We start from the raw sequence: 22,635 nt of genomic DNA, 5'->3' as shown, positions 1-22,635 counted from the left end.
ACTCCCTCAGCGTGCCACCCAGGCGGACAATCCAATCAAACGGCTCATCCTCACCAGCCTCTGCCTGGCCGCGCTAAGTGGCCCGGCGCAGGCCGCCACGCCCGTGCTCACCATCGCCACCAGCGAGCTGCCGCCTTTCGTCAGTGCCAACCCGAAAAACAGTTTTCTCACCGAGCTGTTGCCGGAAGTGGGCAAGGAAATGGGCGTGAAATTCGCCTTCCGCTTTATGCCGTGGCCGCGCTGTGAGCGCGAGACGGATGACGCCAAGGTGTGGGCGACCATGCCGTATGTGCCGACGCCGGAGCGCGATGCCAGGTTTCTGTTCTCACAGCCGCTGTATGCCAAGAAAACCTTGTTTTTCTATTACAGCCCGACAGATCAGGGCTATCCGCGCACGTTTGAAGCGTTGAGTGAATTGCAGGAATACCGAATCGGCGGCGTGCGCGGTTATTACTACGAGGCGCTGCTGGCTGAGGCCGGTTTACAGGTGGAGTCGGCGACCAGCGAGGAGTCCAGTTTCAAAAAACTGCGAGCCGGGCGCGTAGACCTGGCGCCGGCGGTGGACGTGGTCGGCTGGGACGTGATTCGCAAGCATTTTCCAGCCGAGGATCACGCCAGCTTTCGTACGCTGGAAACACCGCTGGCGGTCGGCCACAACTACCTGATGACCTCGCGCAATTACCCGCAGACCGAAGCGTTGCTCGAGCGCTTCAATCAGGCGCTGGCCAAGCTGCGGCGCAACGGCGTGTACAAGGCCATCGCTGAACGCCATGGCCTTAGCGTGGACAACTAGCCCGGTTTGGTTGATTCGCGGCGGCCGTAATCCTGGGTGATGCGGTCGATGATCACGGCCAGCGCCACAATCGCCAGGCCGGCTTCCACGCCACGGCCGACATCCAGGGTTTGAATGCCCACCAGCACTTCTTCACCCAGCCCGCGTGCGCCAATCATCGAGGCGACCACCACCATCGACAGCGCCATCATCACCGTCTGGTTCAGCCCGGCCATGATGCTCGGCAGCGCAAGCGGCAGCTCGACATTGCGCAGCACTTGCCAGCGCGTAGCACCCAGGCAACGTGCGGCTTCGCGCACCGAGGTGTCGACCTGGCGCAAGCCCAGGTCGGTGAGGCGAATCAGCGGCGGCAGCGCGTAGATGAGGGTGGCGAAAATCGCCGGAATCTTGCCCAGGCCAAACAGCATCAGCACCGGAATCAGGTACACAAAACTGGGCAGCGTCTGCATCACATCGAGCACCGGCATGATTACCCGCCGCGCCGTGGGCCGGAAGGCGAGCAGCACGCCGATGGGCACGCCGAGCAGCACGCACAAGCCGGTGGCCACCAGCACCAACGCGCAGGTTTGCAGCAGCTTGTCCCACAGGCCGACCACGCCAATCAGAAACATCAGTGCCACCAGCGCCAGCGCCCGTTTCCAACTGCGCCCGGCATGCCAGGCGAGGGCGAATACCCCTATCAGCAGCAGCCACCAGGGCAGGGCGCGCAAGCCGCTTTCCAGCCAGGTCACGCCCAACAACAAGGTGTCGGCCACTTGCCGCAACTGGTCGCCATAGTTGACGACCAAGCCATCAACCAGGCGGTTTACCGGCTCGGCGATGGAGTGGTGCAGGCTTTCGGGAAAGCCTGAACTCACAGCGCCGCCTCGACCTTGCTGCGCGCTTGGTCACTGACCCACGCCTGCCAGACCTGCGGATTGGCTTTTAAAAATGCCTCGGCAGCGGCGCGTGGCGATTGGCGTTGTTCGCTCATGCTCGCCAGCGTGGTGTTGAGCAGGGCGATGGGGAAGTCGACCTTTTCAAACATCGCCACCAGCTCGGGGTGTTGCGCACGGAAGGGCGCCGACACACCAATCGACAAGCGCGCGGCCAGCGAACGGCTGCCGCGTGGGTTGGGGTTTTTGCTGTCGGTGAGGGTTTTCCAGGCGTCGCCGTCGAAGGCCGGTTCTTCCAGACGCACTAGCTTGTAGCGGCCCATTAGCGGGGTGGGCGACCAGTAATAGAACAGCACCGGTTTGCCCCGGCGAATGGACGAGGTGATTTCCGCGTCCAGCGCAGCACCCGAGCCGGTGCGGAAGTTCACGTAGCTGTCGCTCAGGCCATAGGCTTTGAGTTTTTGCGTGTTGACCACTTCCGAGGTCCAGCCGGCGGGGCTGTTGAGGAAGCGGCCTTTTTCCGGTTGCTCGGCGTCGCGAAACACCTCGGCGTAGCGCGGCAAATCGCTGACCGAACGCAAGTCCGGCGCCACGGCCTTGATGCCTTTGGCGGCATCGCCATGAATCACATAGTCCGGCACCCACCAGCCTTCATCGGCGTTTTTAACGATGTCGCCCAGGCCAAACACTTTGCCTTCGGCCTCGGCTTTGACCCAGGCGGGGCTGCGGCCGGCCCATTCTTCGCCGATCACCTGAATGTCGTTGCGCGCCAGGGCCACTTCCAGGCTGACGGTGCTGCCGGGCTGGGTGTCGGTCTTCAAGCCATAGCCTTTTTCCACCAGCACGCGCAGCACTTCGGTGATCAGGCTGCCGCTTTCCCAGGTGAGGTCGCCGAAGTAAATCGGCTTCGGCTCGGCCGCGTGCGCCGTTGGCATTAACAAGGTGAAAGCCAGTGCAGCGCCGCCCAGCCAGCGAGTAATCGAATGCATCGCGCGTTCCTTTTGTGCGGAGAGTCGTTGCGAATCCTAGGCGATTTCTTTTACGCCTGACGGTTTTTGAACACGCCGCTGAGAACAAATTCATAGCGTTCGGGGCGGATATAAAAGGTGGTGCGGTCGCAGCACTGCTGCTCGTCAAACCATGAGGTGCGCTGCATCACCAACAGCGCCGTGCCGCGTTTGATGCCCAGGTGCTCGGCCAGTTTTTTGTCGGCCTCGCGGGCGCGAATGGCCATGTCGGCGCGCACCACGGGTTTGCCGGTGACGCGTTCCAGCACCGAGTACAGCGGCTCTTGTTCGACGCTGGGCCAGTCGACGTCAGCCAGCTCGGCGGTGAGGTAGCTGCGGGCGAAGGCGATGGGTTCGTCGTCCACAGTGTGCAAGCGCTCGACCATCACGCAAGCCTCGCTGAACAGCGCGGTCAGCTCGTCCGGCACTGCCACGCGGCGATGGGCGAGCAGGCGCATGGTCGGCGCCAGGCCTTGCAAGACCAGCGAGTCGTGAAAGCTGCGCAGGGCGTCGAGGTCGTGGCGCACCTGTTGCGCGGCCACAAAGGTGCCCTTGCCTTGCTTGCGCTCCACCACGCCGTCATCGCCCAACTTGGCGAGGGCCAAACGGATGGTCACGCGGCTGACCTGGAAGCGCTCCACCAGCTCGGATTCCGACGGCAATTTGCCCAGCGCGCCAAAGTGGCCTTGCTGGATTTCCGTCAGCAATTGGTGAGCGATCTGCTCGTAAAGCGAGGTGGAACTGTCGCGTTGCAAGGTCACGGTGAGAAGTCCTGAGCGCGAGAAGCAGGGCAGTCGGCCGCTTGCTTCTAAGGTTATGAATTTTCAGTCTTGGGGCTAACTTGTATTAATACGTATTATGACGACCACAGACAGTATAAATGACCTTACGGCGCCTGCCATGTCCCGATTCCAGACCCAACTCGCCATGCCACAGTTCGCCTTGCCACAGCCCGCCTTGCAGGTCGATGCCGCGCATTTCGCCTACCCCAACGGCCATGTGGTGTTTCGCGACTTCAGCCTGAGTGCCAAGCCAGGCGAGTTCGTGGCCATTCTCGGGCCGTCCGGCTGCGGCAAAACCACCTTGCTGAACCTGCTGTCCGGCTTTCAGAAACCCCAGGCCGGGCGCTTGCTGGTGCACGGCGAAGCGGCGCGCCCGGAGTTGCCGGCGCTGGGTTATGTGTTCCAAAGCCCGCAGCTGTTTCCCTGGCTAAGCGCGCTGGAAAACGTACGTTTCGGCTTGCGTGTGGCCGGTGAGCAGAATGTGGCGGCGCAGCGTGAAAAGGCGCTGCATTACCTGCGGTTGGTCGGCCTGGAAGCGGCTGCCGAGCGCTTGCCGCGCCAGCTGTCGGGCGGCATGCAGCAGCGCGTGGCGCTGGCCCGCACGCTGGCGCTGGAGCCGCAGGTACTGCTGATGGACGAACCGTTCGCCGCGCTCGATGCCATCAGCCGCAACAGCATGAATGAAGAAACCCTGCGGCTGTGGGCCGAGCTGGGCCAGACCGTGTTGTTCATTACCCACGACATCGACGAAGCGGTGTTTCTCGCCGACCGTGTGGTGGTGCTGAACATTGCCCCAGGGGGCGTTCACAGCGAGCTCGCCATCGACTTGCCGCGCCCCCGCACCAACCGTGACACCCGCCGCTTGCCGGCTTTTCTCGACTATCGCAACGAGCTGATGGAACGCATCGGCGACGTCATGGCGCAGTCGCCGTCGCTTCCTGAACTCACTTCCTGATATCGAGAATTTCATGATCAAAGCACTGCTGTTGCCCGTCGCACTGGCGGCTACTTCCTGGCTGGGTGGCGCCCAGGCCGCTGAACCGCTGCGTATCGGCTACGTGATGGCCATGGCCAACGCGCCGGTTATCGTCGCCGAGAAACAGGGCTACTACCGCGACGAAGGCCTGGCGGTGGACATCAAAGCCCTGGGCGACGGCCCAGTGATTCAACAGGCGCTCGCGGCCCACGAATTGGATGTGGCCTACGTCGGCACGCCGCCGGTGTATCAGTGGTACGCACGCGGTTTGAAGAGCGTGATTCTGGCCAAGGTCAACTACGGCCAGGCCGCCGTGCTGACCCGCAGCGACAGCCCGATCAAGAGCCTCGCCGAACTCAAAGGCCACAAGCTGGCCGGGGTGAAAAAGGGCAGCGGCATGGACGTATTGCTGCGCGGCTACGTGCTCAAAGAAAACGCCAAGCTGGAACCGGACACCGACGTCGAAATCGTCGACATGCCGCCCGGCAATATGAACGCGGCGCTGGAACGCGGCATTGTCGATGCGGCCTTCACTTGGGAACCCTTTGTCAGCCAGGCGCTGTTGCGCGGCTCGTCGCGACTGTTGCTCGACGTGAACCAGGCGCTGCCCAACTACCCGTGGTACGTGGTGATCGGCCTGCCGGAAACCCTGAAACAGCGCCCCGATGACGTGGTGAAACTGCTGCGCGCCCATCGCAAGGCTATCGCCTTTCTCAACGAACACCCAGCTGAGGCCAACGCGATCATTGCCGAGGCGTTCAAGCTGGAAACCGTGCAGCGCGCCGACGGCAGTACCGTCAGCGGCGTGGAAATCGTCGCCGAAGCGCGCAAGCGTCTGGGCTGGTCAGCCGAGCTGCAAGCCTCGGACCTGGCGTTTATCCAGCGCCTGATGAACTACTCCAACGAGCTGAAATTCATGGACGCACAGATTCCCCTCAAGGATCTGGTGGACACCTCGTACCTGCAAAAAGCCTCGCGTTGAGCCCAGCCATGAAACGCGCCTTGTCACTGCCAACACCGAACTGGGGCTGGGCCTCGCTGCCGTTTCTGCTGCTGGTGTGGATTGCCCTGGCCAGCCGCTTTCCCAGCTACGTGCTGCCGCAGCCCTGGACCGTGGCAGGCGAAGCGCTGCGCTGGATTGACGACGGCTCGCTGTGGAAGCAGTTCAAGGCCAGCGTGCTAGAGGAACTGGCCGGCTTTTTCAGTGCGGTGCTGGTGGCCGTGGTGTTGGGCGGGGCGGCGGGTTTGTCGCGGCGTTTTCGCGATTTCATCTCGCCGCTCAACAGCCTGTTTATGGCCATTCCGCCGATTGCCTGGGCGCCGCTGATTTTGATCATTTTCGGCTTTGGCTTTTTCTCCATCGTGCTGGTGATTTTTATCGCCGCCGTGTTCCCCATGGCCGTGACCATTCAGGAAGGCGTGCTCGGCATTCGCGACGGCGAAGTACGCGCCGCGCGCACCTTGGGGGCCAATCGCTGGCAGCTGCTGGGCCTTGTGTATTTGCCGGCGTCGCTGCCGTTTCTCACCGCCGCGTTGCGCATTGGTTTCAGCCAGGGCTGGCGTGCGCTGGTGGCCGCGGAAATGATCGGCGCCTCGCAAGGCATCGGCTGGATGGTGTCGATGGGCGGGCAAATCGGCAACAGCAGCCAGGTGCTGCTGGGCATCGTGCTGATCGGCTTGCTCGCCTGGCTGATGGAAGCCCTGGTGTTCCGCCGTATCGAGCGTCACTACCAAGCGTGGCGCGCCGCCTGAACAGGCGCGCCGCTGCATTCTTTTTTGATCAAGAGGACTTACCGTGAGCCAGACGTTCGATCCCCGTGAAGCCGGTGAATACACCGCCCCCGTCGGCCTGTATGCGCGCAACAAGGCGCGGCCGTTTCTGGGCAGTATCCGTTGCGACCGCCAGACTCTGGTGGCCGGCCAGTGGGACGAAATCACCTTCGTGTACGAGGTCGGCGCCAGCGGCCTGGCCGACGGCGCCTGGCTCAAATTGGCGTTCAAATTCTATTCGGACTGGGCGCTGTTCCAGACTTCCGACCCTACCGCTGCCAACTACGTGAGCGCCGAATACCAGGCGGGCGAGTTGGTGCCAGGGCAAAGCCCGGCGACCGTGCAGCACCTGAACGTGCGCTTCGATCAGAAGGGCCACGAGCGGCCGTTTCAGAAAGCCATCCTGATCGACATCGTGGACGGCTATCTCAACCCTGGCGACCGCATCGTTATTCGCATCGGCGACCGTCGCCAGGGCGGGGCGGGCACGCGGGTGCAGAGCTTTGTCGAAAAAGACTTCCGCCTGCGCCTGTTTATCGACCCGCTGGGCAGCTCGAAATTTGCCGAAGTGCCGGGCGATTTGCTGCTCGATATCGTGCCCGGCGTGCCGGAGCGCATGCTGGTGATCGTGCCGCGTCTGGTCGGTCAGGGGCAGCCATTCGATGTGCTGATACGCGCCGACGATGCCTGGGGCAACACCTGCCGCAACCTGCCACTGACCGGCAACTTGCTGCTCAACGGTCCGCAGGGCGGCAGCCTGGCGCTGCCCATCACCTTGGCGGCCGAAGGCTGGGCGGTGGTTCGTGTACCCGCGCTGAAACTGGAAGCAGTGGGCGAGTGGTCCGTGAGTGTGCAGCCCGACGAGCCGGGCATCGCCCCAGCGCAGGCGTACATCAACGTCGACGAAGCGGGCGCCGGCATTCGCCCGTTGTATGCCGACTTGCATGTGCATTCCGATGACACCGTGGGCACCAACGACACGCTTTATAACCTCAGCTACGGCCGCGACGTGGCCGGCCTCGACGTGCTGGGTTACACCGCCAATGACTTCAACATCACCGAAAAACGCTGGGACGCCGCCGTGGCATTGATCGGCGAACTCAACGAGCCGGGGCGCTTCGTCTGCTACCCAGGCACCGAGTGGTGCGGCAACTCCTGCGCCGGTGGCGACCGCAATGTGGTGTTTCTGCACGACGGCAAACCGGAGTTTCCCTTCGACGCCCAAGGGCGTCTGGTGCGCTCGTTCGAATGGAATGAATTCACCGCCGGCACCATCAAACCCGGCGCCTGGCCGGTGGATGAGCTGTACGCGGCCTACGCAAAAAATCCCGAAGGGCATCTGATGATGCCGCACGTGGGCGGGCGTCGCTGCAACCTGGACTGGCATCACCCCGAGCTGGAACGCCTGATCGAAGTGGGCTCGGCCTGGGGCCAGTTTCACTGGGTGTATGCCGAAGCCTTGCAGCGCGGTTACCGCGTTGGCGCGGCGGCCAACAGTGACGAGCACCAGGGCCGTTGCGGCGGCGGCGTGCCGGCCACGGCGGTGTTTGGTTCGCGCGGCGGCCTCACCGGCGTAATCGCCGACAGCTTCGACCGCGCCGGCGTCGGCAAAGCGCTGCGCGCCCGGCACACCTTTGCCACCACCGGCGAGCGCAGCGTGGGCGTGGTGAAGGTCGGTTCACACCTGATGGGCGACGTGCTGCGCGCCGAACCGGGACAAACCTTGGACTACCGCCTGCTTGGCGATGCCGGCTGGGAGCAGGTGGAATTGTTTGATGGCGAGCAGTGCATCTGGTCGCGCAACCTGCATGAAGAAGCCGGGCTTTCCAGCCGCCGCGTCCGGGTTCGTCTGGGCGGCGCGCGGATCAAAGACCGTTACCGCGGCGCGTACTGGAGCGGCGAAATCGAGATCACCGGCGCGGTTATCAATGGCTTCAACTTCCTCGGCGCCGATCACCCGGAGCAAACCGTGTGGCGCAAAAACGCCACCACGCTGGCCTTCCGCACCGACACCAATGGCGACACCGACAGCCTGGAAATCGAACTGTCGCAACTGGCGGGCGCGCGCATCAGCCTCACCAGTCGCGTGGACGCCTACGTGAAAGTCGGCGATCCGTTGCAGCCCCATCCCCATGTGCACGCGCCGACCGTGAAGGTGCAGGTGTCGGGCACGCAGTTGCTGGAGCAGGGCGCCGTGGTGGAAAAGCTGCCGGGCGCCGAACTGCAAGTGGCGCTGGAGCGCATCACCGAGCAGCCGTTGCCGCGTGAGGTGCAGGGCAGTATTGGGCTCGACGAACTGGCGCTGGACCCGGCGCGCGAGCATCCGCTGTTTATCACCGCACGCCAGCGCGACCAGTCGCGCATCTGGACGTCGGCGGTGTTTGTCAGCGCGTAGGGCGCGCGGTCAGTCTTTGAAGGCATCGTCCAGCGGCACGCGGTAGCCGGTGGCCAGGCGATTGGTTTCGTTGGCCATGCCGATTACCGCCTGCAGCTCGCCAAACATCTCGTCGGTCATGCCCGCTTTGCGCGCGCTCGCGGTGTGCGAGCCGATGCAATACGGGCAGTTGTTGGTCACGCTGACGGCGACGTAAATCAGTTCTTTGGTCAGGGCGTCCAGCGCGCCCGGGGCCATCACCTGCTTGAGGCTCTGCCAGGTGCGCTCCAGGGTGTCGGGGTGCGCGGCGATGCATTTCCAGAAGTTATTGACCTGATCAACCTGACGCGTTTGCTTGATGTCGTCGTACACCGCCCGTACGCGCGCATTGGCATTTTCATATTCGATTAAGTGCTTGGACGTCATGTTCTTATTCCTAATATTTTTTGCGTTGAGCCGAAGGGAAACTACCGTCTGCTCTAACGCTATCAAGGAGAGAAACCGATGTCATTGCGCATTCTGGCGTTAGCCGCCACCGCCTTACTGCCCCTGTACACCGCCACGGCCAGCGCCGCCGAGCCGGGTTTATGGAACGTGTACGCGTCGCTGAAAAGTCATAAATGGGTCGACCTGACCCACAGCTACAACGAGCAGATTCCGCACTGGAAAGGCTTCGAGCCGGCGCAGCGCAAAACCCTGTACACCATTGAGAAAGACGGCTTCCAGGTGGACCTGTATTCCCATGTGGGGCAGTGGGGCACGCACGTTGATCCGCCCGCGCATTTCCACACTGGCCTGCGCACCGTTGACCAGATTCCGGTAACCGAGCAGCTGCTGCCTTTGGTGGTGCTGGACATTCACCAGCAGGTGCAGAAGAACCCGGACTACACCGTCACCCTCGACGATGTAAAAGCCTGGGAAAAACGCCACGGCGCCATTCCCGCCGGCGCGTTTGTGGCGCTGCGTAGCGACTGGTCCAAGCGCTGGCCGAGCCAGGACAAGATTCAAAACCTCGACGACAAAGGCGTGGCCCACTATCCGGGCTGGAGCAAAGAGGTGTTGGTGTACCTGTACGAAACGCGAAAAATTACCGCCTCCGGCCATGAGACAACTGACACCGATCCCGGCATCGCCACCAGCAAAGACGACTACTCGCTGGAGTCGTACATCCTCGGCAAGAACCACTACCAGATCGAGCTGCTCGATAACCTCGACCAAGTGCCGGAGGCCGGTGCCCTGGCTGTGGTGAGCTTTCCGAAAATCGAAAAGGGCAGCGGCTTTCCGGCGCGAGTGTTTGCCATCCTGCCGTAGCATCGGGTTTTCAGCGGTGCTTTAAACGCCTGGATTTATAAAATCGCTTGGTATGACGCTCTGCCTTAAATAGAATCAATCTCATTTGTTTCGTAGGCAGAGCCTCTCGCTATGACTGAAGTCGCCTCAACGCCGCAGCACATGCCGGAGCCCGGCCTGACCGCGCTGTATCGCGAGCACCGCACGTGGCTGGAAAGCTGGTTGCGACGCCGCGTCGGCAACGCGTGGGATGCGGCGGATATCAGCCAGGACACCTTTCTGCGCGTGCTCTCCAGTGCGCAACCGCTGGCCGATTTACGCGAGCCGCGTGCCTATCTGCTCACCGTGGGCAAACGCCTGCTCAGCAACTTCTACACCCGCCGCAGCCTGGAACAGGCGTATCTGGAAGCGCTCGCGCAGCTGCCACAAGAGTGCGTGCCGTCACCGGAACAGCGCTGGTTGCTGCTGGAAACCCTGCATGCCCTGGACGAACTGCTCGATGGCTTGGCAGCGCCGGTGCGTCGCGCGTTTTTGTTAAGCCAGTTGCATGGCCTTGGCTACCGCGACATCGCCGAGCAGTTGGGCATTTCTGAGCGCACGGTGAAGCGCTACATGGCCCAGGCCTACGAACACTGCCTGCTGGTGGAGCTGTGATGCGCGCCTCGCCGGCAAGCGAAGCCGTGGAAGTGGCCCGCGCCGCCGCGCGCTGGCTGGCATTGCTGGAGTCGGGCGCCGCCACCGAAGACGATCATCGCCGCCTGCAACAGTGGCGCAACAGCCATTCCCACCACGAAGCCACCTGGCAGAAAGCCCAATTGCTGCGCGAACGCTTTAGCGGCGTGCCGCCAGAATTGGCCATGGCCACGCTGGACCGCCCGGACCTGGCTCGCCGCGCCGCGCTCAAACGCGCCTTGGCGGTGGCAGCGCTGGTGCCGACCGGCTGGCTGATCAGCCGCCAATTGCCGCTGGACGTCTGGAGCGCCGACCTGCACACCGCCATCGGCGAGCGCAGCAGTCGGCTGCTCGCCGATGGCAGCACCGTTGCGCTAAGCACCGACAGCGCCGTGAACATCGACCTGGCCACCCGCACCGTCACCTTGCTGCGCGGTGAGCTTGCCCTGACGGTGCCCGGCCACCAGGCACTGACCGTGCAAGTGCCGTACGGGCACGTCGCGGTCGCCAACAGCGAACTGTGCGTGCGCCGCAATGCGCACGCCTGCCACCTTTCGGTATACGCCGGTGAGGTCAGCGTGCAGCCGTTGCACGGCGCGCCGCTGGTGCTGCGTGCAGGGCAGCAGGTGGACATGAACATCGGCGGCATCAGTCCGGTGCGGCGCTTTGAAGTGTCGCAGCCGGGTTGGCGCGACGGCGTGCTGGTGGCCGAAAACCAGGCGCTGGGTGATTTCCTGCGTGAACTCAGCCGCTTTCGACCCGGGCTGTTGCGCTGGTCGCCGGAGCTTGAAGGGCTGCACGTGACCGGCAGTTTCCGCCTCGACAACACTGACACGGTGCTGGCGCTGCTGGCCGCCACCTTGCCGGTCGAGGTGCAATCGCGCACTCGCTATTGGGTCACGCTGGTGCCGAAAAAAGCGCCGCTCAAAAATAATGTGGGCTGAGGCTGTCCCTTTTTTTCATCTCGCCGGTCATTCCAGGCAAGTGAATTGAATCGAGAGCGATCCTCCATGTCCGTCGTCCAGCCTCATCGTCCCAACCGTCTGCCTTTCGCCTTGCGCCCGCTGTCGCAACTGGGCCTGATTCTCAGCCTGGCCGGCGCGCTGCACGCCGTGCCCAGCCTGGCCGACGACGCTCGCCACAGCGTGCAGATTGGCGCTGGCAGCCTGAGCAGTGCGCTGACCCGCTTCGCCAGCCAGGCCGGCGTCAATCTTTCCGTCGACCCCGCGCTGGTCAGCGGCCGCAATAGTCCCGGCCTGTCCGGTAACTATGGCGTGGAGGAAGGGTTTGCGCGCTTGCTGCAAGGCAGCGGCTTGCAGTTGCAGCAAGCGGGCGAGGGCGCCTACACCGTGGTGCCAGCTGCGCCCGTGGGCAGCGCCGTGGAAATTGCGCCCACCAGCATCACCGGCGGCCAGCACGCCGCCGAGGCTGAGCGCTATGCCGGTGGCCAGATCGCCCGTCGAGGCTCGCAAGGTTTGCTCGGCTCGCGTGACTTTATGGAAACGCCGTTCAGCATGACCACCTACACCAGCGAGGCGGTGAAGAATCTGCAGGCACGCACCTTGAACGACCTGGTCGCCAGCGACCCGTCCGTGCGCGCCACCAACCCGGCCGGTGGGCGCTTCGAGCAATTCACCATTCGCGGGTTCAGCCTGTTCAACAGCGACGTTTCCTATAACGGCCTCTACGGCATCTTGCCGACGTACTCCATCGACATGGATATGGCCGACCGCGTCGACGTACTCAAAGGCCCGAGCCAACTGGTCAATGGCATTTCGCCGCGCGGCAGCGTGGGCGGTGGCATCAACGTGGTGGCCAAGCGCGCCGACGACAAACCGCTGACCGAATTTACCGGCAGTTACGCCTCCGACAGCCAGGTCGGTGGCGCCGTGGACATCGGTCGGCGCTTCGGCGAAGGCAATCAGTTCGGCCTGCGTTTCAACGGCGTGAAACAGTCCGGCGACACCGAGTGGGATCACCAGAGCGTCGACCGTGAAATGGCCGTGTTGGGCCTGGACTTTCGCGGCGACCGCCTACGCCTTTCCACCGACATCGGCCACACCGAGCGTGACACCGACGCCCCACAGGAGCGCGTATTGATTGGCGCGGCGGCGAAGGTGCCGGACGCCGACGATGTGCGCCACAACTATGCGCAGTCGTGGACCAAGGCACGCACCGAAGACACCTTCGGCGCGGTGAATGCCGAGTACGACCTCAGCGATTCGTTAATGGCCTACGGCGCCGTGGGTGCGCGGGAAAGTAACCACGACTTCCTGCGTCACAACGTGCCGGTCAGCAACGACGCCGGTGCCTTTGTGGTCCAACCGCGCGACTTTACCCGCGACGAGTCGGTCCGCACCGCCACTGCCGGCGTGCGCAACTGGTTCGACACCGGCCCGGTCAGCCATGAGCTGAATCTGTCGGCCAGCTACTTCTACATGGACTTCACCAACGGCGGCGCGCGCTACGCCAACGCCACCAGCAACCTCTACAACCCGGTGCAAACCCCGACACCCACCAGGCCGATTCGCGCCGACGCCGAGGTGTACACCGAGAACCGCTTCAGCGGCGTGGCGCTTGCAGACACCCTGGGCTTTTTCGAAGACCGCTTGCTGGTCACCCTCGGCGCGCGCTGGCAGCGGGTGCAGGTGGACGACTGGTCGAACGACGTAAAAGGCGACACCGCCTACGACGAAGAGAAGGTCTCGCCTTCCGGCGGCGTGCTGTACAAGCTCACCGACGAGCTGTCCCTGTACGCGAACTACATGGAAGGCCTGAGCCAAGGCAAGATCGCGCCGTCCACGTCGGTGAACAGCGATGAAATCTTCCCACCGTTTATCAGCCGTCAGGTGGAAGTGGGCGCCAAGTACGACCTCGGCAGCTTCGCCCTGACCGCCGCCGCGTTCCGCATCAAGCAGCCAGCCTACGAAACCAACGCCACCTCGCGGGTGTTCGGCCCTAACGGCAAGCGCGAAAACAAAGGCATCGAACTGAGCGTATTCGGCGAGCCGCTGCAAGGCTTCCGCCTGATGGGCGGGTTGATGTACATCGACAGCGAACTGACCGGCACCGTCGGCGGTGTGGCAGACGGCAACCGCGCCCCGGCCACCCCGGAATACAACGTCAACCTCGGCGCCGAATGGGACGTGCCTGGCGTGTCGGGCCTGACCCTCACCGCGCGTGGCATTCACTCCAGCTCGCAGTACCTCGACCAAGCCAACAGCAAGCAAATCGACGGCTGGGAACGCTACGACATGGGCGCGCGCTACGCCTTCAAAGCAGCCGAAAAAGACATCACCCTGCGCGCCGGCATCGAAAACGTCATGAACGAGCGCTACTGGGCCTCGGCCGGCGCTTCCGACGACAGCGAGCCTGGGCTCAGCATGTCGACGCCTCGCACTTACCTGGTCTCGGCCACCGTCGGTTTCTGACTGCTGTTTACGGCGCAACTGTTTACCAGCGGCGCCGGCTAAACAGACTTTTTGGGGAAAAGCAGGCGCGCTGATCGCTATTTGACCGTACCCACCTTCGCCAGCGCGAAACGCTACATGTAGCGTGCTATGCACAGAGTTATGCACAGATAGTGTGGATATCTAGGATGAGTGCCGCGCTGTTGGCGGGCCTTAAAGGGTTGCGGAAGGTCCGCTATTCGTGCTCGGAGGGATCCTGCTCAGCGTGGTTGGCGCGCAGCCAGGCAAGGCGTTGATGGAGTTGGGCGGCGAAGGTGCGGGCGGCCAATTCTTCCTGAAAGGTCACACCCCGATAGCCGATACGCACGCGCCAGCATTGCTGCCCGCGAAGCTTCACATACTCGACATGCACGTTGTTCATCACCGCTCCCTGTTCGCGGCCCACGGCGCCGCAGCGCGAAGAGTAACGGGGCGGGTGCGGGCTCGCAATTGCACTAAAGGCGACAGTGGCAATGCGGCGCGATGTTTTTAATGCGCTTGCAGGCCCGGCCAATCGCGGCTAAAGCCGCTCCCACAGATGGTGCATTCCCACAGATGGTGCATTCCCTGTGGGAGCGGCTTTAGCCGCGATGTTTTTGATGCGATTGCAGGTCTGGCCAATCGCGGCTGAAGCCGCTCCCACAGATTGTGCGTTTCCACAGATGGTGCATTCCCTGTGGGAGCGGCTTTAGCCGCGATGTTTTTGATGCGATTGCAGGCCTGGCCAATCGCGGCTGAAGCCGCTCCCACCGATTGTGCGTTCCCACAGCTGGTGCGTTCCCTGTGGGAGCGGCTTTAGCCGCGATTCCTGCAAACGCTAAAGCTGCAGCGGTTTAGTACACCCACACTTCCACGCGACGGTTTTTGATTCGGCCGTTTTCGGCGCTGTTGGCGGCCACGGGAAGCTCGTCGCCGAGGCCGTCGATGTCGCGGAACATTACGCCTTGTTTGGCCAGCTCACGGCGCACGGTCATGGCGCGCAGTTTTGACAGCAACGCGGCACGCGACGGGTCGGCTTTCGGGTCGCCGAAGCCGAGCAGCACGACCTGACGGTTGAGTTTGTTGTTGTCTCGCAGGTAATCCATCACGCGCTGCAGGTCGTAGTGCGATTTGTTGTCGAGGTTGGCGCTGCCTTCTTGGAAGCGGAAGTTCACCGACAGGCGCTGGGCGTCGCGGGCCAGGTCTTGGTAGTTCTTCGGCATGTCGGCGGTGGGCGCCACTTTGATCGCTTGCACGGTCTGGGCGATAAAACCGGTTTTGGCGACGATGGCCTGGCCTTCCGGGCTCTGGGCGAATTTCACCAGGGCGTCGGCCCATGGGTTTTTCACCTGGGGCGGCAGGTAGAAGAAGAGCCGGCGCGACAGCGGATAGTCTTCGGTGGCGATCAGGCTGGTGGACGGCGGCATGGCCTGCGAGTCGCCGTCGGCGATGGCCACGGCTTTGGCTTGGCGGATGTAGGGCAGGCCGATAAAGCCGATGCCGGCCGGGTCTTTGGCCACTTCATCGGACAGCTGTTCGCTGGACTCAAAACGCTTGGCGCCGGGGCTCAGGGTTTTGCCGTGGCTGGCCAGTACCAGTTCCTTGAAGGTGTCGTAGGTGCCGGAATTGTCGTCGCGGGCGTACAGGTGAATGGCGCCGCCACGGCCGCCCAGGGCTTCCCAGGTTTTCGCGTCGCCGGAAAAAATCTGCGCCAGTTGCTCGGTGCTCAACGCACTAAGCGGGTTGCTGGGGTGCAGGATGATGGCCAGGCCGTCGATGGCGATGATGTGTTCGGCGCCACGGCCTTTCAAATCACCCAAGCCGGCGAGGTCGGTGTATTCGCTGTCTTTGATCGGACGTGACGAAGCGGCCAGGTCGGCGCTGCCGTCTTTGAGGGCAACAAAACCGGTGCCCGAACCATGGGCGGCGACGATGATCACCACGTTCTGGCCTTTGGCGTTCTGGCCGCTCAAGCGCTGTTCGTTGTCATTGCCGGTCGGTTCGGCGCGCACGTTTTTCAGGCCCTGTTGTTCCAGCAAGCCTTTAACCAGGGCGGGGCCCAATTTCGCGCCGATGGTGTTGGAGCCCTGGATGCGCAACGCCGGCGTATCGCCCGCAGTGGCGGGTAGCGCGGCGAATACGGACCACGGCAAGGCGTAGCAGATAAAACCCAGAACCAGGAAGGTGACGGTGCGAATCCAAGTATCACGTTCGGTTACAGCAGGGGCGCGCGGCATGCGGCAGGACCTTATTCTAGAGCGGTGGAAAGTGCCCGGAGAATAAGTCGGAAAGGTTGCAGGAAAGTGACAATGCCTGCGCCTTTGCCGTGCCAAGCAAAGGCGCAAACACGCCAATCAGAACGACTTGCTGACGCTCGCTACCACCGTGGCGCCGCAGGTGTCGGTAAAGCCGTAATTGCTCGCGCACTGATCGTCCGAAAGGTCGGTGTCGATGTAGCTCAGGCCCCATTTCAGCTCGAACAGCTCGTAGCTGAGTTTGGCTTCCCACTCGCGGTACGAGTCGCTGCCGGTGCCATTTTGCGACCAGTACAGAGGGTCCTTGAAGTCCATGCGGCCATAGCGCAGCAGCAGGCCGACGTCGGCGGGCAGGGTGGTTTCGTAGCCGACGTAGGTGTAGAGGGTGTCTTGGTCTTTGCCGACGATATTGGGCGCATCGTTGGAGTAGTAGGCCGCCGCCTTGAAGCCATAGGCGCTGAGGATGCCGTAGGCCTCGCTCTGGTTGAATTGGCCTTCTTTGGGATAGGCGTATTTGAGGTAGCCCACGTCCAGGCTCACGTCTTCGGTCGCCTGCCAGAACCAGCCGGCGTAGTAGTCCACTTCTTGCCGGGTTTTCAGGCCGAAACCGAAGTCTACATTCGAGGTCCAGACGCCGACGTACAGGCCGCTGCTGTGCAATAGCGTGGCGCCCGCTTGGGCGGCGGGGTCGTTCTGGGTTTGCGAAATGCCACGGGTGCGGTAGTCGCTGGCCAGGGTCAGGTCGACCTGCACGGCGAAGTCGTCGTTCAACGGTATGGCGGCTTGGCTGAGGAGCGGAAACAGGGCGAGGCCTGCGAGCAAAACATGCTTCATGGTGTGATCCCGATGTTGTGGTTTTTATGGGGCGGGGCGAGCGGACAGGTAGGCCGTGCGTGCAGCTTGCCCTCTCCCTAACCCTCTCCCGCACGCGGGAGAGGGGACGATCGCGGTGCTTGAAGCCAGGCGTTCGCGCTGTTCTCCCCTCGCCCGCGCGGGGGAGAGGGCAAGGCGGCGCACGGTTATTGCTCGGCGGCGTACACCTGCTTGCCGGCGAAATACGTCGCCAGCACCTGGGTTTCGCCGAGGGCTTTGGCGTCCACGGTGAACACGTCACGGTCGAGGATGACGAAGTCGGCGGCCTTGCCGGCTTTCAGTGAGCCGATCTGTTTTTCCAGGCCGATGGTCCGCGCCGCGTTGAGGGTGTAGGCGTAGAACATGGTGTCGCGGTCGATGCGTTCGTCGGCGTTGAGCACGCCTTCTACGCCTTCGCGGCTGATGGCTTGGGCGATGGCCAGCCAAGGGCTCGGACTCGACACCGGCCAGTCGCTGGCGCCGGCAATGGTGGCGCCTTGTTTAAGCAGCGAGTGCGCCGGGTATTGGTAGCGGAAGGCAAACGCGCTGACGTAGGGCTTGACCATGCCGATGGTGTATTCGTCGCCAGCGGCCCACAGCAACTGCATGGCGGCGATCACGTTCAGCGGTTTGAAGCGGGCAAATTCTTTCGGATTGACCAGCTGCAAGTGGGTAATCGAATGGGTGATGCCGCTTTGCCGGTCTTTGCGCGCCTGCTCGATGCCGTTCAGCGATTCACGCACCGCGCGGTCGCCGATGGCGTGGATGTGCACCAGCCAGCCGCGGGCGTCGATGGCGCTGACCAGCTCGCCGAAATGCGCCGGATCAATCAACAGCTCGCCGCGTTTTTGCGAGTTGTTGTACGGGTCAATCAAGGCCGCGCTTTGCGCCGGGTATTCGAGCACACCGTCGGCGAAAATCTTGATGCCGGGCAGCGTCAGGTTGGGGATGCCTTGGAATTGGTCATGCACCTTGGCCAGCACATCCAGGTCGCTCGGGCGGCTCTTGCCGTTGGCCACCAGCAGCGCGGCAACGTGGGCCGTCAGCTGGCCTTTTTCTGAAAGGGCTTTGTACACCGGCAACACGCCGACGGATTTTTCCGTGGGCTTCATGGCGAACACGGCTTCGCCGGGTGCGGCGTTGGCGGCGGGGTCCATCCAGGCGGTGATGCCCAGGCTGTTGTTGTAGGTCACGGCGGTTTGCCCAGCCTTGTACATCACCGCGTCGCTTGGCGGCGGCAGCACGGCGGCGGCACGGTCCCAGCCGGCGTCTACCAGAAAGCCGTTGGGTTCGCCGTTGGCGCGTTTGCCCACGGTGTCGGCTTCGGCGGCCGGCAGCTTTTTGATCAGCGCGGCGTCGATGCCGGCGCGCTTGAGCATGGCGGCGTTGATCCAGCCGGTGTGGTGATCGCTGCCCATAAAGGCGATGGGTTGGTCGGCCCATTCGCCAGCGTTGAAGCGTTCGCGCAGGGCTTCGGCCTGTGCCCAGTAGGCCGAGTTCATGCCCGCTACAACGAGCACCGCGCCGTGCCCGGCTTTGCCGTCGGCGCGCCAGCTTTGCAGGCGTTTTTCCAATTCTTCAAGGGGTACGACTTCATCGGCCATATTCGCCGAGGCCATCTCCAGACCGCCGAACACGGCGTGGGAGTGGGCGTCGATCATGCCGGGCATGAGGGCTTTGCCGCCGAGGTCAATGACGGTGGTGGTGCTGTCGGCCAGCGCTTTAATCTCAGCGTCGCTGCCCACTTGCAAAATTTTGCCGTTCTCCACGGCCACAGCTTGCGCCTTGGGCGCGCTGCTTTCGGCGGTGAAGACTTTGCCGTTGAACAACACCAGATCAGCAGCCGCCATCGATTCCATCGAGGAAAAAGCCACCGCCAACGCCAGCAGGTTCGGAATGAACCTTTTCATGGGAAACCCCTTGTATTTATTGGTCTGGTGGCGAGACTAGCGGTTGCGCTTGGCGGGCAGAACGGCTGCGCCGCGCAAAACCCTTTTGCCTGACAGGAAAAACTGTATGGACAAGCTCAGTGCCCTCGGCATGTTTGTGGCCACTGCCGAACACGGCAGTTTCAGCCGTGCGGCCGAGCAGTTAGGCAAAACGCCGTCGGCGCTGACCAAGGCCGTCAGTCACTTGGAAGCCGAATTGGGCAGCCGCCTGTTCGAGCGCAGCACGCGGCGCACGGTACTGACCGAAGCAGGGCGGTTGTACTTGGAAACAGCACGGCAAGTGCTGCAGCGCCTGCATGAAGTGGGTGAGGAAATTGGCCAGTTGCAACACGGGCTGCACGGCAATTTACGCATCACCGCGCCGCTGGCGTTTGGGCGCGCGTTTCTTGATGAAGTGTGCGCAGGCTTTCTTGCGGTGTACCCGCAACTGACCCTGCACATCGATTTGTGCGATGCCTTTGTCGACCTTGTGGAAAGCGGCTATGACCTGGCGTTGCGTGAAGGCCACAGCGATTTGCCCGGCCTGATTGCCCGCCGTGTGGGGCGCAATCGCATTTTTATCTGTGCCAGCCCGGCCTACCTGGAACGCCATCCCGAGCCGCTGACGCCGAGCAGCGTCAGTGAGCACCAATGGCTGGTGTATCAGCACCCGGCGCTGGACAAGCATCAATGGTTTGTCGAGCGCGACGGCCAGCGCCTGACCCTGGCGCACCCAACCAATACGCGGCTGCGCAGCGACAACTATGACCTGTTGTTGGCCAGCGCCCTGGCCGGCGCCGGCCTGCTGCATACGCCGGAATGGAGCGTGGTGCCGTACCTGGCCGAGGGCCGTTTGGTACGCGTGATGGCGGATTACGACATCGATCCCGACGCCTTCGGCCCGCACATTCTGGCGGTGTACCCCAGCCACCGCCGCGCCACCGGCAAGGTGCAGGCGTTTATTGATTTTCTCGCTGCGTTTCTGGCCCAGCGTGGGTTGGATGGAACGGCTTAGAAGAAGCGAGTGACGCTGACTTTGGCGTTGCGGCCTTGGCTGCGCACGCTGTCGCCGCTCAGTTGCGGGATGTAGTCCTTGTTGAAAATGTTGTCGACGGTGAGATTTACCTCGGTGCCTTTCAATCCGCGCTGGCGCGGTTTCCAGTTGGCGAATACACCGAACACGGCGTAGCTGTCGTTCTGCGCCTCGTCGTAGGCGGAGTCGCTGGTCCAGTCGTCGCTGGGTACGCGGTCGGTTTTACGCACGTACTCGGCTTGCCAGCCCACTTGCATATCCAGCGGCACGATCTTCGCGCCGAGGGTGCCGTTCCATTTTGGTGATGGAATATCGCGCGCCCATACGTCCGGGCCCCAAGGGTTGAGGTAGGCACCGTCGTGTTTGCCGGTCATCCACGAATAGCTCAGCGAGCCGAACACCCAGGTGGAGTCGTAGAAGCTTTCGACCTCGAAGCCCTTGATGGTCGAGCCATTGATATTGCGGTAAATCGGCCGGTTGCCGGCGCCGCAGCGGGCGGTCAGGGAGCCGCCGTTGATGGACTGGTTTTCACAGTCGATGCCGAGGTTTTTGAAAATCTCGTCTTTGATTTCGTTGCGAAACACGGTGGTGCGCACTTGCAGGTTGTCGGCGCGGCCGATGTCGAACGACAGCACGGTGCCGGCACGCAAAGCGGTGATGCGCTCGGGGTCCAAATCACGGCTGGTGCGGTTGCGGGTGCTGGTGGCGCTTTGCACTTCGTACTGTTCGTCGATCACCGGCGCGCGCCAGGTTTTGCTGTAGTCGGCGAAGAAGCCCACCTGCGGCAGCGGCGCCCAGAATAATGACAGGCGCGGCGACCAGCCGCTGTAGGTCTGGCTGCTGTAGTCGTGGACGCCTGGCGTGTTGTACAGCGGCGCCAGGTTCTTTTTACCGTCGTTGCGCACTTGGTCGAAGCGCAGCGATGGCGTGAGGGTCAGGTCGCCCAGGGTGATGGCGTCTTTGATGTAGTGACCCTGGCTGTCGACTTCGCCGCGCGGCATAAAACCCGGCTGGTAGTAGCCGTAGTTGTACTGCGGTCGGTTGTAGGTGCTGCCGGGCATGTACATCAGGGTGTCGCGTTTGTGCTTGCGCAGTTGGCTGCCAACCGTGACGGCGTGGGCCAGCGGGCCGGTGTCGAACAGGCTGGTATTGCGCAGTTCGATGACATCGTCGCGGTACGAGGTGTCCATCTTTCGGCCACCCGTGGCGGGCTGGTAGAAGGCGTTTTCGCCGCGCTCGTCGGTCTGCTCGGTTTTGGAGTGCGAGTAGCTCAGCTCCAGGTCCACCAACGGGTTGTCCAGCGGCTGGTATTCGTACTTGGCCGACCAGGTGGTGTCGACCGTGGTGCGGTCGGCGAGCAAACGGCGCAGGGCACCTTCATAACCGTACAGGCGGATGTTGGTGGCGATTGGCGGCGTGGGGTAGCTGTTGGAGGAAAACGGCGTCATGCGCTCGCTGTTCGAGCGGGTGTAAGACAGGCCCAGGCTGTGCTCATCGTTGGGGTGCAAGTTGAGTTTGAACAGTTCGGCGTCCAGGTCTTGCGCGGAGTTGGGCAAGCGCTTGGGGTTGATCGGGTAGCGGTTATCCGGGTCGGGACGTTGATCGGCGAGCTTGAGGTCGCCGCCGTCGCGCTTGGTGTAATACACCAGCGCGTCGATCATGCCGTCTTCGGTACGGCCATACGTCGCACCGGTGTAGATCTGCTGATGATCGTTGCTGCTGTAGCCGTACTTGAGCATGGCGCCGGTGTCGCGGCCTTGTTCGAGCAGGTCGGGAGCGTCCTTGGTGGTCATGTTCACCGTGCCGCCGAAGCCGCCGTTGCCAGTGAAGGGCGAGTGCGGGCCTTTTTCCACTTCGATGCTCTTGATCAGCTCCGGCTCGATGAAAATGGTGCCTTGCTGGTAGCGCTCAAAGCCGGATTTGGGCGCGCCATTGAGGGTTAACGGCACGTCTTCGGCATCGCCCATGCCCCAGATATTCAAGGTTTGGCCGCCCGGCTTTGGCGAGCCGCCGGCGGTGACGCCCGGCAAGGTGGAAAGCAGGCTGCCAATGTTGTTGGGCTGGCGGCGGTCGATCTCAACCTGGCTTAACGTGGAACGGCCGACTGTCGCCGAATCCACCTGCGCGCCGTCGCCGACAATACTCAACGCGCCGAGGCTGATGCCCTGTTCCGTGGCCGGTACTTCGCTGGCGCGCACCACGTAGGTGTTATCGACCTTCACCAGGGTAAACGCGCTGCCGCGTAGCAATTGGCGAATGGCCTCGTCGGGGCTGAATTGGCCGCTAAGGGCCGGCGCCTGCACGTTGCGCAGCACAGTTTCGTCGAACAGCAACTGCGCCTGGGTTTGTTGCGCCACTTGGCTAAGGGAGACGGCCAGCGGCTGGGCGGGCAGGTTCAGGCTGAATGTCTGCGCCTGGGCTTGCAGGCTGAAGGCCACGCACAAGGCCAGCAGCGATGGGCGGGCGTAGCGGCTTTGGACGTAGTGGTGCACGCGAAACATGACTTCCCCCAAGGTGGCAATTGCCGAAAATTGGCCTGCACGGACGATGCAGACGGTAGGAAGACGCGGCACGGAGCAAAACCCTCATATGCAAATAAC

General features: G+C 62.9%; 19 protein-coding genes. 10 read left to right on the top strand and 9 right to left on the bottom strand.

The annotated features are described in order from the left end of the window. Positions 1–103: 103 nt before the first annotated feature. The gene (locus ACZZZU_RS04260) at positions 104–793 is read left to right on the top strand and encodes a substrate-binding periplasmic protein (protein ID WP_463549865.1); all 690 of its coding nucleotides are present in this window, start codon (positions 104–106) and stop codon (positions 791–793) included. Here the strand turns inward: ACZZZU_RS04260 and ACZZZU_RS04255 are convergent. From ACZZZU_RS04255 to ACZZZU_RS04245, 3 genes are read right to left on the bottom strand one after another with little or no spacing between them, the layout of a single operon-like run. Then, positions 790–1,650 (bottom strand): ABC transporter permease, encoded by an 861-nt coding sequence (locus ACZZZU_RS04255; protein ID WP_463549864.1) that lies wholly within the window; start codon positions 1,648–1,650, stop codon positions 790–792. The genes ACZZZU_RS04260 and ACZZZU_RS04255 overlap by 4 nt on opposite strands. Beyond that, the gene (locus tag ACZZZU_RS04250) at positions 1,647–2,657 is read right to left on the bottom strand and encodes an ABC transporter substrate-binding protein (RefSeq protein WP_463549863.1); all 1,011 of its coding nucleotides are present in this window, start codon (positions 2,655–2,657) and stop codon (positions 1,647–1,649) included. Before ACZZZU_RS04250 ends, ACZZZU_RS04255 begins: the two co-directional genes overlap by 4 nt. A gap of 50 nt (positions 2,658–2,707) precedes the next feature. Next, positions 2,708–3,436, bottom strand: coding sequence for a GntR family transcriptional regulator (locus ACZZZU_RS04245; RefSeq protein ID WP_122498298.1), 729 nt, complete (start codon positions 3,434–3,436; stop codon positions 2,708–2,710). A gap of 139 nt (positions 3,437–3,575) precedes the next feature. On the opposite strand from ACZZZU_RS04245, the gene ACZZZU_RS04240 reads away from it, so the two are divergent. The 4 genes from ACZZZU_RS04240 to ACZZZU_RS04225 are packed head-to-tail and all read left to right on the top strand — an operon-like array spanning position 3,576 to position 8,598. Next, positions 3,576–4,412, top strand: a complete 837-nt coding sequence (locus ACZZZU_RS04240) for an ABC transporter ATP-binding protein (RefSeq protein WP_463549862.1) — start codon at positions 3,576–3,578, stop codon at positions 4,410–4,412. A 13-nt stretch (positions 4,413–4,425) separates the two neighbouring features. Continuing rightward, positions 4,426–5,415: an ABC transporter substrate-binding protein gene (locus ACZZZU_RS04235; protein WP_463549861.1), complete on the top strand. Its 990-nt coding sequence runs from the start codon at positions 4,426–4,428 to the stop codon at positions 5,413–5,415. 20 nt (positions 5,416–5,435) lie between these two features. Next, positions 5,436–6,185: an ABC transporter permease gene (locus tag ACZZZU_RS04230; protein ID WP_463384684.1), complete on the top strand. Its 750-nt coding sequence runs from the start codon at positions 5,436–5,438 to the stop codon at positions 6,183–6,185. Positions 6,186–6,228: 43 nt separating this feature from the next. Then, positions 6,229–8,598, top strand: coding sequence for a CehA/McbA family metallohydrolase domain-containing protein (locus tag ACZZZU_RS04225; RefSeq protein WP_463549860.1), 2,370 nt, complete (start codon positions 6,229–6,231; stop codon positions 8,596–8,598). Between the two features lie 9 nt (positions 8,599–8,607). On the opposite strand, the gene ACZZZU_RS04220 is transcribed toward ACZZZU_RS04225, so the two are convergent. After that, the gene (locus ACZZZU_RS04220; RefSeq protein ID WP_463542052.1) at positions 8,608–9,003 is read right to left on the bottom strand and encodes a carboxymuconolactone decarboxylase family protein; all 396 of its coding nucleotides are present in this window, start codon (positions 9,001–9,003) and stop codon (positions 8,608–8,610) included. Positions 9,004–9,081: 78 nt separating this feature from the next. Here ACZZZU_RS04220 and ACZZZU_RS04215 point away from each other — a divergent pair, with 78 nt between their 5' ends. The 4 genes from ACZZZU_RS04215 to ACZZZU_RS04200 all read left to right on the top strand — a co-directional run bounded on the left by ACZZZU_RS04215 (position 9,082) and on the right by ACZZZU_RS04200 (position 13,970). After that, on the top strand, positions 9,082–9,888 hold the full coding sequence (locus ACZZZU_RS04215) for a cyclase family protein (protein ID WP_463382533.1): 807 nt from the start codon (positions 9,082–9,084) through the stop codon (positions 9,886–9,888). A gap of 141 nt (positions 9,889–10,029) precedes the next feature. Further along, a complete protein-coding gene (locus tag ACZZZU_RS04210; protein WP_463384685.1) occupies positions 10,030–10,521 on the top strand; it encodes a sigma-70 family RNA polymerase sigma factor in 492 nt (163 codons plus the stop codon). Beyond that, positions 10,521–11,483 (top strand): FecR domain-containing protein, encoded by a 963-nt coding sequence (locus ACZZZU_RS04205; protein WP_463549859.1) that lies wholly within the window; start codon positions 10,521–10,523, stop codon positions 11,481–11,483. Before ACZZZU_RS04210 ends, ACZZZU_RS04205 begins: the two co-directional genes overlap by 1 nt. 66 nt (positions 11,484–11,549) lie before the next feature. Next, complete coding sequence (locus ACZZZU_RS04200; RefSeq protein ID WP_463549858.1) at positions 11,550–13,970, top strand: TonB-dependent siderophore receptor; 2,421 nt, start codon at positions 11,550–11,552, stop codon at positions 13,968–13,970. Between the two features lie 214 nt (positions 13,971–14,184). On the opposite strand, the gene ACZZZU_RS04195 is transcribed toward ACZZZU_RS04200, so the two are convergent. The 4 genes from ACZZZU_RS04195 to ACZZZU_RS04180 all read right to left on the bottom strand — a co-directional run bounded on the left by ACZZZU_RS04195 (position 14,185) and on the right by ACZZZU_RS04180 (position 18,984). Next, complete coding sequence (locus tag ACZZZU_RS04195) at positions 14,185–14,370, bottom strand: hypothetical protein (RefSeq protein ID WP_463549857.1); 186 nt, start codon at positions 14,368–14,370, stop codon at positions 14,185–14,187. Between the two features lie 451 nt (positions 14,371–14,821). Next, positions 14,822–16,204, bottom strand: coding sequence for a substrate-binding domain-containing protein (locus tag ACZZZU_RS04190; protein WP_463549856.1), 1,383 nt, complete (start codon positions 16,202–16,204; stop codon positions 14,822–14,824). A 117-nt stretch (positions 16,205–16,321) separates the two neighbouring features. Continuing rightward, complete coding sequence (locus tag ACZZZU_RS04185; protein ID WP_463549855.1) at positions 16,322–17,056, bottom strand: TorF family putative porin; 735 nt, start codon at positions 17,054–17,056, stop codon at positions 16,322–16,324. Between the two features lie 185 nt (positions 17,057–17,241). Then, entirely contained in the window at positions 17,242–18,984 is a 1,743-nt protein-coding gene (locus ACZZZU_RS04180) for an amidohydrolase (RefSeq protein WP_463549854.1), read from the bottom strand. 106 nt (positions 18,985–19,090) lie between these two features. Between ACZZZU_RS04180 and ACZZZU_RS04175 the strand changes: the two genes are divergently transcribed. Continuing rightward, complete coding sequence (locus tag ACZZZU_RS04175; protein ID WP_463549853.1) at positions 19,091–20,017, top strand: LysR family transcriptional regulator; 927 nt, start codon at positions 19,091–19,093, stop codon at positions 20,015–20,017. Here ACZZZU_RS04175 and ACZZZU_RS04170 read toward each other — a convergent pair. Continuing rightward, complete coding sequence (locus ACZZZU_RS04170; protein ID WP_463552100.1) at positions 20,014–22,536, bottom strand: TonB-dependent receptor; 2,523 nt, start codon at positions 22,534–22,536, stop codon at positions 20,014–20,016. The genes ACZZZU_RS04175 and ACZZZU_RS04170 overlap by 4 nt on opposite strands. Positions 22,537–22,635 lie beyond the last annotated feature (99 nt).

It is taken from the genome of Pseudomonas sp. AC136 (genome assembly GCF_979258585.1).
Note: the sequence above shows the minus strand (reverse complement) of the source record. Positions and strands in the feature narration are given on the sequence as shown.